We start from the raw sequence: 14169 nt of genomic DNA, 5'->3' as shown, positions 1-14169 counted from the left end.
CGCCACCCGTCGTCATCCTGACCGTGCGCGCGGTTGGAACCTCCCGCTTCCTCGCACATTCCCGCGCCGAGCGAACCGTTGCGAATCGATGAGACATCCCTTCGCAAGCAGCGAACGATTGATTGTTCGTTTCCACGTGAACCTGGCCCGCCGCGGTTGGCCACTCGAGTCCGAGCAGAAAAGACCTCCCATGTCTGAATTCACCGAACCGACAAGACAGGCGACCCATCCAGTGAGCACAGCACCCGCGGACGAGCGGGCCGCGCGAAGAGCCGTGGCCAGCGGAACCTTCGGCACCGCCATGGAGTGGTTCGACTTCGCCGTCTACGGCACCCTGTCGGCCACCCTGTTCCCGAGCCTGTTCTTCCCGAGCTTCGACGACAACAGCGCCGTTCTCGCCTCCTTCGCCACCTTCGGCGCAGGCATGCTGGCCCGGCCGCTGGGCGGCATCGTCTTCGGCGTTCTCGGAGACAGGATCGGCCGACGCAACGTCCTCATGTTCACGCTCATGCTCATGGGTCTGGCGTCGGTCCTCATCGGACTGCTGCCCACCTACGCCGTCGCCGGGATCCTGGCGCCGACCCTGCTCGTGGTGTTGCGATTCCTGCAGGGATTCGCCCTCGGAGGCGAGGCCAGCGGTGCGCAGGTCCTCGTGGTCGAGCACGCGCCCGACGGTCGCCGGGGCATGATGGGCGGGATCCTCGCCATCGGTTCACCCCTCGCGCAGACGATGGCCTCGGTCGTGCTGGCGGGGCTTGCCGCCGGGCTGTCCGAGGAGGCTTTCGCCTCGTGGGGTTGGCGAGTGCCCTTCCTGATGGGCGTTTTGCTCCTCGGTGTGGGCATGTTCATCCGGCGGCGCATCGAAGAGACGACCGCGTTCAAGGAGAGTCAGCAGCGGGCCGAAGTGTCGGAGGTTCCGCAGGAGCGCGCGCTCGCCGTGCTGCGGCGACGTCCGGGAACGGTCGTCAAACTGGTCATGTCCTGGGCCGCATCGACGGGCCTGTTCTGGATCTGCGTGACCTATGCCGTGAACTACATGACCAAGGAGCTGGGCTATGCCAACTCCGTGACGTTCGCGTTGCTGGTCATGGCGAACCTCATCTCGGTGCCCGCCGCGATCTACGGTGGCAGGCTCAGCGACCGCGTGGGCCGCAAGAAGACCTTCCTCCTCGGGCTGACGATGCAGGGAATCGCTGCTGCGACCATGTTCCCGATCTTGCACAGCATGAACTTCCCGGCGAGCGTCGCCGTTGTCGCTCTGGCGCTGTGCGGTATCCAGGCCACGGCGGGCACCCAGGCGGCGTTCTTCTCCGAGGCGCTGCCGACGAGCATGCGCTACACCGGCTCGGCGCTGGGCATGACCTTCGCCGGGCTGATCTTCGGAGCGCCGGTTCCGTTCGTCGCCGCGTGGATCTTCCAGAACACGGCCAACGGGGTCGCCGCGCTGACCGGTATCGGTCTCGGGCTCGTGCTGGTGTCGGTCGTCGCGACGCTCCTGCTTCCGGAGCGCTACAAGAGGGCGCTGCACGACGACCTCTGATCACCGGTGCGACCGGGAGCGGCGGCCGGCTCGAACGGTCGCCGCTCCCGGTCTTCCGCAGAATTGCGAACGATCGTTCGCCTCGGAAGGCGCTGTGACCTGCATTTCTTGACCAGGGTTTGTGAGCAAGTCTAGATTAGCAAACGAGCGCACGTTCGTTAAAGAGGGAGAGATCGATGGCCCAGGTGCCGCGAGAGCAGGCAGGACGAGGAGCCGCTGGGGCTCTGTCGAAGGTGCTCGTCGCCAACCGCGGAGAGATCGCGGTCCGGATCATCCGCACGTTGGCCGAGCGCGGCATCGCCAGCGTCGCCGTGCACTCCGACGCCGACGAGAAGGCGCTGCACGTGCGCCTGGCCGACGAATCGGTCGCGCTTCCCGGAACGGCCGCGAACGAGAACTACCTCGACATCGCCAGGATCGTCCAGGTGGCGCAGGAGACCGGAGCCGACGCGGTCCACCCGGGATACGGCTTCCTCGCCGAGAACGCCGAGTTCGCCCGCGCGGTCACCGACGCGGGGCTGGTGTTCATCGGCCCGAGCGGCGACGCCATCGAGGTGATGGGGGAGAAGGTCGCCGCGCGCCGGATCGCCGCGCAGGCGGGCGTCCCGCAAGTTCCCGGTACGACCGAACCCGTCACCAGCGCGGACGAGGTCCGGGCCTTCGGCGCCGAGCACGGTTACCCGGTGGCGGTCAAGGCCTCCTTCGGCGGAGGCGGACGGGGCATGCGCACGGTCGCCGGGCCGGAGGAGGCCGACGACGCCCTGGCCGCGGCCCGCCGCGAGGCCGGAGCCGCCTTCGGCAACTCCGAGGTCTACCTGGAGCGCTACCTGTCGGCCGCCCGCCACGTCGAAGTCCAGATCTTCGCCGACGCTCACGGCAACGCCGTGTGGTTGGGCGACCGCGACTGCTCCGTGCAGCGACGCCACCAGAAGCTGGTCGAGGAGTCGCCGGCGCCAGGGCTGCCGGACGAGCTGCGGGCGGAGATGGGTGAGGCCGCCGTCCGGCTGGCGAAAGCGGTCGGCTACACCGGTGCCGGCACGGTCGAATACCTCGTGGAAGACGGTCGGTTCTACTTCCTGGAGATGAACACCCGCATCCAGGTCGAACACCCGGTCACCGAGGCCGTGCTCGGAATGGACCTGATCGCCGAGCAGCTGCGAGTCGCGGCCGGCGAACCGCTGAGCGAGCCCACGTCGGGACCAGCCCCTCGCGGACATGCCATCGAATGCCGCATCAACGCCGAAGACCCGGCTGGTGGCCTGTTCGTGCCCAGCCCCGGCCCGATCCACGCCCTGCAGGTCCCGATGCGCCCCGGAGTGCGGTTGGACTCCGGGTACGAGAGCGGTGACGAGGTCCCGCCGCACTACGACAGCATGATCGGCAAGCTCGTCGTGTGGGGCCCCGACCGCGACACCGCGATCCGTCGCACGCTGGCAGCGCTGGACGAATTGGTCGTTGACGGCGTGCCGACCACGATCCCTGCCGCCAAGGCCGTGCTGGCCCACGCCGACTTCGCCGGCGTCACCTTCACCACCCGCTGGCTGGAGCACGCGGTCGAGTTCCCCGCCGCAGTCGGCGTTGTGGCCGAGGAAGTGGCCGACGCCGACGGTGACGAAGGTGGCCGGGACGAGGTCTGGGTGGGCGGTCGCCGCTACGTCATCCCCTTCTTCACGGGCGAGGGTGCTGCGACCCCGGCGGAACCGCCCGCACGCCGGTCGCGGGGGAGCGGAACCAAGCGCAAGGCGGCAGGAGGGGCCGGTGTCGGTGGCTCGGGAGCGGTGAGCAGCCCGATGCAAGGCACGGTCATCGCGGTCAAGGTCGCCGACGGCGACGCGGTGACGACCGGGCAGGTCCTGTTCGTGGTGGAGGCGATGAAGATGGAGAACCCGGTTCGTTCCACTGTGGATGGAACGGTCGGCGAGGTCGGCGTGGCGGTGGGAGACGTCGTCACCGCCGGTGCGCCGCTGGCCGTGGTGGTGCCCGCATGAGCGCCGGAACAGCCCTGATCACCGGGGCCGCAGGCGGTTTGGGGTCGGCCATCGCGCGTCGCCTCGCGTCCCAGGGGTGCTCCGCGGTCTGCCTCGATCTCGACCAGGACGCCGCGCAGCGGACAGCGCAGGCCATCGTCCAGAGCGGTGGGAGTGCTGTGGGATTCGGCGTCGACATCACCGACGAGGACTCCGTGCACGAGCTGCGCGAGACCCTGGCTGGCCGAGACATGCTGCCGCAGTACCTGATCAACGCGGCCGGCATCATGTTCCGCGGTCAGCTCGACACCACCGACACCGCGACCTTCCGCAAGGTGCTCGAGGTCAACGTGACCGGTGCCTACACCGTGACCCGCGAGTTCGCCGGTGACCTGGCCGCCACCGGTGCGGGCCGGGTGGTCAACATCGGGTCGATCGCCGGGATGAACGGCTACGAGTTCACCGCCTACGCCACCTCCAAGGGCGCGCTGGTCAACCTCACCCGAGCGTTGGTGCTCGACTTCTGGGGCAAGGGCGTGACCGTGAACGCGGTCTGCCCCGGCCCGATGCGCACACCGATGCTCAACACGGCTGCCATGGAGGCCTTCCTCCGCAAGACACCCACCCGCCACATCTCGAGCGCCGACGAGGTCGCCGGTGTGTGCGCGTTCCTGCTGTCCGAGGATGCCGCGAACATCAACGGTCAGACGCTCGTCGTCGACGGCGGTGCCACCGCGGTCTTCCGCTTCACCGAGGAGGAAGCGCGATGAAGCCCTACCGCTCCTTGCTGTTCGTGCCCGGGCACAAGCCCGACTGGGCCGACAAGGGCGTCCGCGCCGGTGCGCACGCGCTGATCCTGGACCTCGAAGACGCCGTTCCTGCCGGGGCGAAGGACGAGGCACGCACCGCGACCGCCTCGACCCTCGACCGCCTGGCCGGGGGTTCGACGGGTCTGGTGGTCCGGGTCAACCCGCTCGAGACGGACCTGTTCGGCAAGGACGTCGCGGCCGTCGTCCGTCCCGGGCTCACGGCGCTGCTGCTGCCCAAGGTCTACGGGCGCGACGACGTCCTGGCTTACGACGCGCTGGTCACCGCGGCCGAGATCGAACGCGGACTGCCACGCGGCACGGTCGGCCTGATCCCCTCGCTGGAGACGGCGCGGTCGCTGACCAACGTGGACGAGATCGCCTCGGCCCCCCGCGTGGTCAGCTTGATGGCCGCCGCTGCGAAGGACGCCGACATCTCCCGCGAAGTCGGGTTCACCTGGAGCCCAGGTGGTCTGGAGTCGCTGTACCTGCGCAGCAAGGTGGTGCTGGCGGCCCGCTCGGCCGGGCTGGAGCACATCGTGCTCGGGCTGTGGCAGGAGCTGCGCGACCTCGACGGTCTGCGCGTGTTCGCCCGGGCCAATCGCGACCTCGGCTTCGGCGGTCAGGTCGTCATCCACCCGTCGCACGTCGGGCCGGTCAACGAGACCTACACCCCTGATGCGGCCGAACTGGACCGGTTGCGGCGGCTCGTCGCGGCTTACGAGGACGGAGCCCGCGACGGTCGGGGAGCGGTGATGTTCGAGGGCGAGCACATCGACCTCGCCCACGCCCAACGGGCCCGATCCGTCCTGGCCGTGGCCGGGAACAACGAGGAGGAATGAGCATGGCAGGGCTGTACTTCGAGGAGTTCGTGGTCGGTGAGGTCCACCGGCACGCCGTGACGCGCACGGTCACCGAGACCGACAACCTGCTGTTCACGACGCTGACGATGAACCCGCAACCGCTGCACCTCGACGAGGAGTTCGCGAAGGGTTCGATGTTCGGCACCCGGATCGTGAACTCGGTGTTCACCCTCGGCTTGGTCGCGGGTATCCACGTCAATGACCTGACGCTGGGCACCACTGTGGGCAACCTGGGGTTCGAGGACGTGCAGTTTCCGAAGCCGGTGCTCATCGGCGACACGCTCCGGGTCGAGAGCGAAGTGCTGGAGGTGCGCGAGTCCAAGAGCCGTCCGGACACCGGCATCGTGAAGCTGGAGCACCGCGCGCTCAACCAGCGCGACGAGCTGGTCTGCCGCCTGCGCCGCGCCGCGCTGATGAAGCGCCGCCCGACGGAGGTGAGCGCATGAGCGCGGTCACCGGGCAGGGCAAGGTGTTCTGGGAGGACCTTGCCGTCGGTGATGTGTTGCGCGGCCCGGGCGTGACGATCACCGACTCGCACCTCGTCCAGTGGGCGGGCCTGACCGGGGACTGGGTTTCCCTGCACCTGGACGAGTCCTACGCCCAGGAAGCGGGTTTCGCCGGCAGGATCGCCCACGGTCCGCTGTCGCTGTCGTTGTCGCTCGGGCTGCTCACGCAAACGGGCATCTTCGGCAACGTGCAGGCCTGGCTCGGCCTCGACGAGGTCCGGGCGGCGGCACCGGTGTTCATCGGCGACACGGTCCACCCGCAGTCCGAAGTCACCTCGGCCCGCTCGACGAGCAAACCGGACCGGGGGATCTGGACGCTCGCCTACCGGACGGTCAACCAGCGCGGCGAGACGGTGATGACCTTCTCGAGCAGCTTCATGGTCCGCCGCCGTCCCGAAGGCGGTGAGCGATGAGGTCTGAGCTGGTCGCAGTCGTCACCGGGGCGAAGTCGGGCCTGGGACGCGCCACCACCGAACTGCTCTTGGAACGAGGGGCTCGCGTGGCCGGGTGGGACGTCAGCAGCGAAGGCTTGCGGTGGCTGTCCGAACGGGAGAACACCCTCACCGCAGCCGTTGACGTTGCAGACCCGACTCAAGTCGCCGCCGCGGCGGCGGAGGTGCGCAGCGCATGGGGCAGGGTCGACTTCCTCGTGAACTCAGCCGGTGTGCTCCTCGTCGGCGCGCTGGCCGACGTCGAGGCCGCCGAAGTGCGACGGTTGTTCGACATCAACGTCACCGGGACGACGCTGGTGACGCAGGCGTTGCTGCCCGATCTGATCGCAGCCCGCGGCGCGGTGGTCAACCTCTCCAGCACGGTGGCGCTCAAACCCTCGCTCTCCAACGCCCATTACGCGGCCTCGAAGGCGGCGGTCGCCCAGCTCACCCGCTGCTGGGCCCTCGAACTGGCACCGCACGGGGTGCGGGTGAACGCCGTCGCTCCTGGTCCGACCAACACGCCCCTGTTCGCCGCTGCGGGGATGGACGTTGCCGTCAAGGAGACGTTCCTGGCAGAGCGGGCGTCAACGAACCCGCTGGGCCGTACCGGAGAACCAGTCGAGGTGGCCAGGTGGATCACCCGCTTCATCGACGACGAGTGGGTCACCGGACACGTCATCCCGGTCGATGGAGGCATGTCGATCTCCTGAGAGTGACACTTCCAGGATGCGAACGGCTGCTTGTTTGCAATCCGGTAGACTGAGCAGGTCAGGCATCCTCAATTGAGGCCATCACGCCTCCTGTCCCGTATCGGAGCACTGCATGCCGCGCCCCACAAACGGCGTTCGCACGCCTGACGCCATCCGTGAGGCCGCGATCGAGCTCTTCTACGAACACGGCTACGAGGCCACCTCGTTGCGCGAGGTGGCGGCCAAGGTCGGGATCCGCGTCGGCAGCTTGTACAACCACATCAGCGGCAAGGACGAGCTGCTCAGCTCGATCATGATCGGCATCATGGACGACCTGCTCGCCGCTCTGCGCAGCGTGCTGCGCGAGCACGAGGATGATCCGGTCGCGGCCCTGCGCGCCTGCGTGGACACCCACATCCGGTTCCACGCCCAGCGCGCCCGCGAGGTGTTCATCGGCAACTCCGAGCTGCGCGCGTTGCCGGCCAAGGAGCACCGGCGGGTGGTCGGCAAGCGCGACCAGTACGAGAAGCTCATCCGCGGTGTCATCGAGGAACTCTCCGCCGAGGGCAAGGCCGAGGTCGTCGACGCGCGGCTGCAGACCTACGCGATCGTCGCGATGGGAACCCACGTGGCGTCCTGGTACAAGCCGCGCGGCGGGATGTCGCTCGAAGGGATTGTGCAGACCTACACGGAGATGATTCTGCGGCAAGTCGGAGTCAGTTCTGCGGCGAACGCGGATCCGGTGGCGGCAACAGGCACCTGAATTGTCCAGCAGAGCAGGGGTGGCCGGAAATTCCCGGCCACCCCTGCTGCACTTTGCTTGATCGCCCTCGCTATGCGTTCGCAAGGTCCTCGAGCGTGGGATAGTCGATGTAGCCCGTGTCGTCTCCGCCGTAGTACGTGGCCCGGTCGGATTCAGCTAGGGGAGCGTTGGCCGCAATCCGGGTCGGGAGGTCGGGGTTCGAGATGTACGGGCGGCCGAACGCCACCGCATCGGCGTGACCGTTGACGAGGACGGATTCGGCCGAGTCGGACAGGTAGCCGCCGGCAGCGATGATCTTGCCGCTGTAGTTCTCACGCGCCCAGGACGAGCCAAGTGCCTGTCGGGCCCTGTCGTGGTCGCTTGCGACGTCCTGGGAACCGCCGATACCTGGCTCGACGATGTGCAGGTACGCCACCTCGGCCTCGTCGAGCACGTTGAGAACGTGGCTGAACAGGGCCGCCGGGTCGGAGTCGGCCATGTCCTGGAAGGTGCTGGCCGGGGAGATGCGGACTCCGACGCGGTCGGGGCCGATGGCCGCGCTGACCTCCGCCACCACCTCCGAGAGGAAGCGGACGCGGTTCTCGATGCTCCCGCCGTAGGCGTCGGTGCGGGTGTTGGTGTTGTCCTGGAGGAACTGGTCGATGAGGTAGCCGTTGGCCGCGTGGATCTCCACGCCGTCCAACCCGGCGGCGATCGCGTTGTGCGCGGCGCGCCCGTACTGCGCGACGATCACCGGAATTTCCAGGGTCTCCAACGCCCGCGGTGTTTCGTGCGGTGTGCGCCCATCCCGGGCGAAGGTGGAGCCCTCGATCTTGATAGCGGAGGGCGCCACTTGGGGAAGGCCGCCGGGCTGCAGCGATGGGTGCGAGGCGCGGCCGGTGTGCCAGAGCTGGGCGACGATGGTTCCGTCGGCCTTGTGCACGGCGTCGGCGACATTCGCCCAGGACGCGATCTGGTCGTCAGTCCAGATGCCGGGCACCTTGGGATTGCCGACCGCGACGGGGGAGATGCAGACCCCTTCGGACACGATCAATCCGGCGGTAGCGCGCTGAGCGTAGTAGGTCGGCGCGGACTCCGGCAGGATTCCGTCCCGGTGGGCGCGGCTGCGGGTCATCGGGGCCATCACGAACCGGTTGCGCAGCTTCAGGGTTCCGAGATCGACGGGCTCAAAAAGCGTGTTGACGGCCATGTGCGTGTTCTTCCTCCTCGGATTCGGGGTTCAGACGGGGGTGACGGCCTGGCGGCGTGCGGCGGGCGGGGTGGAGCGGCGCCGGTAGACCGACAGGCGGCGGTGCAGCTCACCGCGCAGCTCGTTCGCCGGGACGACGGCCTCGACGGCGTTCTCGTTGGCGATCCTGAACACGTCGATGCCCTCGGCGTACTCGGCCTGCTTCTCGGCCACGAAGCGCTTGCGCTCCTCGGGGTCCTCGATGGCCTGGATGCGGTTGTAGTGAATGCCGTTGACGGCGGCGTCGGGACCCATCAGCGCGGGCTTGGCGGTGGGCAGGGCGATCACGGCGTCGGGTTTCATCGGCGCACCGGACATGGCGAGGTACCCGCCGCCGTAGGCCTTGCGCACGAGCACGGCGATGCGCGGTACCCGGCTCTCGGCGACGGCGAAGAGCATCTTCGCTCCGTGGCGGATGATGCCCTGCTTCTCCACCTCCGAGCCGATCATGTAGCCGGCGATGTCGACCAGGAAGATGATCGGGATGTTGTAGGCGTTGCAGGTCCAGATGAACCGAGCGGCCTTGTCGGAGGAGTCCGGGAACAGCACGCCGCCGCGCTGGATGGGCTGGTTGGCGATCAGGCCGACGCTGTGGCCCTCGATCCGGGCGTAGCCGGTGACCAGCTCGGGTGCGAAGAGGTCCTTGTAGGGCAGGAACGAGTCCTCGTCGACCAGGGCATCGATGAGCTCGTGCACGTCGTAGACCTCGGACTCGCGCTCCGGCACCACTTCCTGGACCGTGCGTGCCGACGCCGGCTCCGCGGCCGGGGCCACCGGAGGCTTCTCCTCCCAGTTCGACGGCAGGAACGACAACCAGACGCGGATCGCCGCGATCGCCTCCGCGTCGTCCTCCACCAGGCAGTCGCCGAGGCCGGAGGTGCGGCAGTGCATGTCGGCGCCGCCCATCTCCTCCAGCGTCACCTTCTCCCCGGTGACCATCTCCGCTAGGCGGGGCGAGCCGAGGTAGGCCGTGGCATGGCCACGCACCATGATCGTGAAATCGCACAGAGCCGGGACGTAGGCCGATCCGGCGGGCGAGGGGCCGAACAGCGCGCACACCTGCGGGACGCGCCCGGAGATCTGCACCTGGTTGTAGAAGATGTTGCCCCAAGCGCGGCGACCGGCGTAGCTCTCGAACTGCTCGTCGATCCGGGCGCCGGCGGAGTCGAACAGGTACACCAGCGGGATGCCGGTCTCGTCGGCGATCTCCTGCGTGCGGGTGATCTTCTCGAACGTTCGCTTGCCCCAGGTTCCGGCCTTGACGGTGAAGTCGTTGGCGATCACGGCCACCTCGCGCCCGTCGACCTTGCCGATGCAGGTCACCACGGCGTCGCCGGGCAGGCCCTCGTCGAAGCGGGCGAGCAGGCCGTCCTCGAACGACCACCCGTCGTCGAACAGCAGCTCGAGCCGTTGCCGGACGAGCATCTTGCCGGAGTCGAGGACCTTCGCGCGGTTCTTCTCCGAACCTCCGAGCCGGGCCTGCTCCAGTCGGCGCCCGAGTTCGCCGTGGACGTCCTCGGCGCTGGTCGCTGGGCTGTCCTGGATGTCGGTCATCAGCACTCCTGGGTACGCAACTAAAAACGAACGAGCGACCGTATGTTACCCCGACTCGCTGCCAAGACAAGAAGTTGAGCTAGACAAACGTGCATTCGTTTCTTAGGCTCATGGGCAAGTTCGGAGTGTGCGGAGGAGACAACGATGTGGACCCTTGCCGACTGTGTGCGGCTCAACGCCCGCAGGCACCCCGACCGGGACGCGGTGGTCGACGACACCGGCCGGCTGACCCATCGCGAGCTCAGCGCCCGGGCCGAGGGCATCGCCCGCGGCTTGCGGGCGTCCGGGGTCAAGCGCGGTGATCACGTCGGGATCCTGGCGGGCAACTCGATCTTCTGCGTCGAGGCGTTCCTCGGTGTCATCGCCGCGGGTGCCGTGGCCGTGATGTACAACTGGCGCTGGGCCACCGCCGAGCTGGTCCAGGGCATCACCTCCACCGACGCCCGCACCGTATTGGTCGAGTCGCAGTTCGACGACGCGCTGGATGCCGCCCGGGCGACCGGAGACCTCGATCCCTCGCTCACCGTCGTCCGGCAGGGCGCCGAGTTCGACGCTCTCGCGGCCACGCCGGGGCAGGCCGTCGAACCCGGGGTCGGTCCCGAGGACCCGATGTGCGTGCTGTTCACCGGAGGAACCACCGGGTTCTCCAAGGGCGTCGTGCTGGCTCACCGCTCCGGCATCGTGAACTCGATCAACGAGCGGCTCGACGTGGGGATCGCCAGCGCAGCGGAGAACGTCGCTCTCAACGTGACGCCGATGTTCCACTCGGCCGCGCTGCTGTGCGTGTTCGCCCCGCACTACATGAGCGGTGGCACCAACGTCATGCTGCACCGCTTCGACGAGCAGCAGATCGGCGAGCTCGTCGATCGCGAGCGGATCACCACGTCCTTCATGATCCCCAACATGGTGCGACGGCTCCTGCAGGCCGACATCTTCGAAACTCCGGGATTCCAGAAGCACCTCCGCCAACTCCACAGTGGAGGCGGTCTGCTGCGGATGCCCGACAAGCGAGCCGTGCGGGAGCTGACCCCGCAGGTGCGCATGTACTTCCGGTACGGGCTCACCGAGGCCGGGCCGATGGTGACCCGGCTGCTCGACCGCGACATCATGCGGCCCGAGCTCGACGGTTCCATCGGCCAGGAGTACTCCATGGTCGAGGCTCGCGTGGTCGACGTGGTGACGGGCGAGCCGCTCGGAGCCGGGGAACTCGGCGAGATCGCCGTGCGCGGCCCGGCGGTCATGCTCGGCTACTACAACAACCCCGAGGCCACAGCCGCGGCCCTGCGCGAGGATTGGCTGCACACCGGCGATTTGGTCACCCAGGACGAGCAGGGCTACTTCTACTTCCGCGATCGCGCGAAGGACCTGATCAAGTCGGGAGGGGAGAACGTCTACGCCTCGGAGATCGAGCAGGTCCTCTACGCCCACCCCGCTGTCATGGAATGCGGCGTGCTGGGCGTCTCCAGCACCGAATGGGACGAGGAGGTCCGGGCGGTGGTCGCACTTCGCCCCGGGCAGAGCACGACCGAGGGCGAGCTTCGCGAACACCTGCGTCGTTCCCTGGCCGGCTACAAGATCCCGAAGCGCTTCGTGTTCCTCGAACCTGGGTCGATGCCCGTCAACCCCAGCGGAAAGATCGTCAAGAGCAACCTGCGCCAGCTCGTCGGCTGGTAGCGGAAAGGACCCAGCGATGTCGGTCAAGATCGTCGCCATGCTGAAAGCCTTGCCGGACTTGTCGCGAGAGGACTTCCTCGCCTACTGGCAGGAGGAGCACCCCCCGCTCGTCTGGCAGCTGCCGGGGCTGCGCGCCTACCGGCAGAACCCGGCCATCGAGCACCGCAAGTCCTGGCCTTACGACGGAATGGCCGAGCTGTACTTCGACACCGTCGACGACGTGCGCACCGCATTCGCCTCCCCGCAGGCCGAACCGCTGCACGAGCACGAGAAGCACTTCCTCGGCACCATCGACTGGTTCATCGCCACCGAAACCAACGTCGAACCCGTCGGTGGCGCACAGTAGTGATGTCCGAGGCCGGGTGACGTAATCGGAGCTGCGCGCCGAGTAAGCCCCGGGAGTCCGTCGACGCTCTACTTCAAGTCTTTCCCAACCAAGAGAGGTCGTCACGATGGCGCCCGCGCCGAGCCAGATCGAAAATGCGCTGGTCGACTTCGCTGAATATCAGACCGTCTGCAAACTCAAGTCCCGATACTTCTTCTACCTTGACGCAAAGCAGTGGCCGCGGCTCCGGGCGTTGTTCTCCGACGCCGCGACCTTCGAAGGCTTTCCCTTTGCCACTTCGGGTCCGGATGCCTTCGTGGCCGGTGTTTCGGAGTGGCTTTCCCCAATGCGTACCGTCCATCAGGGCTTCATGCCGGACATGCAGAAGCGAGACGACGGCTTGATTCGGGCCAGGTGGGCCATGTACGACTACTTGACCTGGCCCCAGGACAGCTTCGTGTACAAGGGTTTCCAGATCGACGGGATGTACGGAATCCGTGGCTACGGCTACTACGATGAGGAGTACGTGCGAACAGACTCTGGATGGCGTATTTCTTTCATGCGCTTGACCAGGACACGTATCGATCCGCTGGCGGGAGATCACTTGGAACCTCCCGCGTACGACGTTCCTCCACCAGATCTGTGCTGGCTCGACGGTGAGCAGATTGACTCGACGTCCGCGAAATCGAGGAGCATTGCCGAAAGCTGAGGAATGAGTTTAGGCCAATCGGCCACGACAGCGCAGTCGCCGGGACCGGACGGATGACGGTGGCGCGTTCGACGTGACGAGGAGCTGCCAGTTCCGGACAACGCTTAGTACGACCGCATTGAGATGTGTCAAATCCGTGCTGGCAACTCCTTGCCAGCGCGGACGTCCCTGCTGTTCAGTCGATGCCGCCTCGTTGGACCAGTTGACGGACGATGACGTTGCGCTGGATCTCGTTGGTGCCTTCGCCGACGATCATCAGTGGGGCGTCGCGGAAGTAGCGCTCGACGTCGAATTCGGTGGAGTAGCGTAGCCGCCGTGGACGCGGACGGCGTTGAGCGCGATCTCCATCGCCGTTTCCGAGACGAAGAGCTTTGCCATCCCGGCTTCATGTCCACCCGGCGACCGGCGTCGTATTTCTGGGCGGCGTGCAGTGTCAGCTGGCGCGCTGCGGAGAACGAGGTGGCCATGTCGGCGAGGTGGTTGCCGACGGACTGGTGCTTCCAGATGGGCTTGCCGAACGACTCGCGCTCCTGGGCGTAGTTCAGCGAGTCTTCCAGGGCCGCCCGCGCGACGCCGAGCGCGCGGCCGGCGACCTTCAGCCGTCCCGTTTCCAGGCCTTTCATCATTTGTGCCAAGCCGTGGCCTTCGGTGCCGCCGAGGACGGCATCGGCGCCGACCCGGTGGTCGTCGAAGGACAGCTCGCAGCTCTCGACCTCCCTTGTAGCCGAGCTTGGGCAGGTCGCGCGAGACCGTCAGGCCGGGGCCGTGTTCGACCAGCAGAATCGAGATTCCCTTGTGCGCTGGGGCGGCGTCCGGGTCGGTCTTGCACATCAGCGCGATCAGCTGCGACCTGCGGGCGCTGGTGATCCACGTCTTGGAGCCGTTGATCAGATAGCCCTCGTCATCGCGATGGGCGATGGTGCGCATGGCCTGCAGATCGGAGCCGCCTCCCGGTTCGGTCAGGCCATGGTGGCCCGGATTTCCCCGGTCGCCATCGCGGCGACAACGCATCTGCAAAGTCGGTCGGTACGAGTTGTCCACGTGCGGCCCGTGGCGCGAGTCGCCCCTCGCGTCCGGGGCCGGGGTCGGCTCTGGATGTCACACCATCCAG

General features: G+C 67.5%; 13 protein-coding genes and 1 pseudogene. 11 read left to right on the top strand and 3 right to left on the bottom strand.

All coding sequences use genetic code 11. The features are described from left to right. Positions 1-232 precede the first annotated feature (232 nt). The 8 genes from AB0J91_RS27005 (at position 233) to AB0J91_RS26970 (ending at position 7568) form a co-directional block, all read left to right on the top strand. On the top strand, positions 233-1540 hold the full coding sequence (locus tag AB0J91_RS27005) for an MFS transporter (RefSeq protein WP_363874202.1): 1308 nt from the start codon (positions 233-235) through the stop codon (positions 1538-1540). Between the two features lie 176 nt (positions 1541-1716). Then, the gene (locus tag AB0J91_RS27000) at positions 1717-3528 is read left to right on the top strand and encodes an acetyl-CoA carboxylase biotin carboxylase subunit (RefSeq protein ID WP_363874199.1); all 1812 of its coding nucleotides are present in this window, start codon (positions 1717-1719) and stop codon (positions 3526-3528) included. After that, positions 3525-4277 (top strand): SDR family NAD(P)-dependent oxidoreductase, encoded by a 753-nt coding sequence (locus AB0J91_RS26995; RefSeq protein ID WP_363874196.1) that lies wholly within the window; start codon positions 3525-3527, stop codon positions 4275-4277. The genes AB0J91_RS27000 and AB0J91_RS26995 overlap by 4 nt, the downstream gene beginning before the upstream one ends. Then, positions 4274-5155 carry a CoA ester lyase gene (locus AB0J91_RS26990; RefSeq protein ID WP_363874193.1) on the top strand — a complete coding sequence of 294 codons (882 nt, stop codon included), beginning with the start codon at positions 4274-4276 and terminating at the stop codon, positions 5153-5155. Before AB0J91_RS26995 ends, AB0J91_RS26990 begins: the two co-directional genes overlap by 4 nt. Positions 5156-5157: 2 nt before the next feature. Then, entirely contained in the window at positions 5158-5622 is a 465-nt protein-coding gene (locus tag AB0J91_RS26985; protein WP_363874190.1) for a MaoC family dehydratase, read from the top strand. Further along, positions 5619-6095 (top strand): MaoC/PaaZ C-terminal domain-containing protein, encoded by a 477-nt coding sequence (locus tag AB0J91_RS26980; protein WP_363874187.1) that lies wholly within the window; start codon positions 5619-5621, stop codon positions 6093-6095. Before AB0J91_RS26985 ends, AB0J91_RS26980 begins: the two co-directional genes overlap by 4 nt. Continuing rightward, a complete protein-coding gene (locus AB0J91_RS26975; RefSeq protein ID WP_363874184.1) occupies positions 6092-6826 on the top strand; it encodes an SDR family oxidoreductase in 735 nt (244 codons plus the stop codon). Before AB0J91_RS26980 ends, AB0J91_RS26975 begins: the two co-directional genes overlap by 4 nt. 112 nt (positions 6827-6938) lie before the next feature. Further along, positions 6939-7568, top strand: coding sequence for a TetR/AcrR family transcriptional regulator (locus AB0J91_RS26970; RefSeq protein ID WP_363874181.1), 630 nt, complete (start codon positions 6939-6941; stop codon positions 7566-7568). Positions 7569-7638: 70 nt separating this feature from the next. On the opposite strand, the gene AB0J91_RS26965 is transcribed toward AB0J91_RS26970, so the two are convergent. Beyond that, positions 7639-8757, bottom strand: coding sequence for an alkene reductase (locus AB0J91_RS26965; protein ID WP_363874178.1), 1119 nt, complete (start codon positions 8755-8757; stop codon positions 7639-7641). Positions 8758-8787: 30 nt separating this feature from the next. Then, positions 8788-10350 carry an acyl-CoA carboxylase subunit beta gene (locus AB0J91_RS26960; RefSeq protein ID WP_363874175.1) on the bottom strand — a complete coding sequence of 521 codons (1563 nt, stop codon included), beginning with the start codon at positions 10348-10350 and terminating at the stop codon, positions 8788-8790. 144 nt (positions 10351-10494) lie between these two features. On the opposite strand from AB0J91_RS26960, the gene AB0J91_RS26955 reads away from it, so the two are divergent. The 3 genes from AB0J91_RS26955 (at position 10495) to AB0J91_RS26945 (ending at position 13058) form a co-directional block, all read left to right on the top strand. Next, a complete protein-coding gene (locus AB0J91_RS26955) occupies positions 10495-12024 on the top strand; it encodes a class I adenylate-forming enzyme family protein (RefSeq protein ID WP_363874172.1) in 1530 nt (509 codons plus the stop codon). Positions 12025-12040: 16 nt separating this feature from the next. Beyond that, a complete protein-coding gene (locus AB0J91_RS26950; protein WP_363874169.1) occupies positions 12041-12370 on the top strand; it encodes an EthD family reductase in 330 nt (109 codons plus the stop codon). 106 nt (positions 12371-12476) lie between these two features. Continuing rightward, positions 12477-13058 carry a nuclear transport factor 2 family protein gene (locus AB0J91_RS26945; protein WP_363874166.1) on the top strand — a complete coding sequence of 194 codons (582 nt, stop codon included), beginning with the start codon at positions 12477-12479 and terminating at the stop codon, positions 13056-13058. A 175-nt stretch (positions 13059-13233) separates the two neighbouring features. On the opposite strand, the pseudogene AB0J91_RS26940 reads toward AB0J91_RS26945, so the two are convergent. Next, positions 13234-14053, bottom strand: a pseudogene (locus AB0J91_RS26940) (acyl-CoA dehydrogenase family protein); the annotation flags it as partial. Positions 14054-14169 lie beyond the last annotated feature (116 nt).

The organism is Saccharopolyspora sp. NPDC049357, assembly GCF_040677225.1.
Classification (GTDB): Bacteria; Actinomycetota; Actinomycetes; order Mycobacteriales; family Pseudonocardiaceae; genus Saccharopolyspora.
This window is presented reverse-complemented; position numbering and strand designations above follow the sequence as displayed.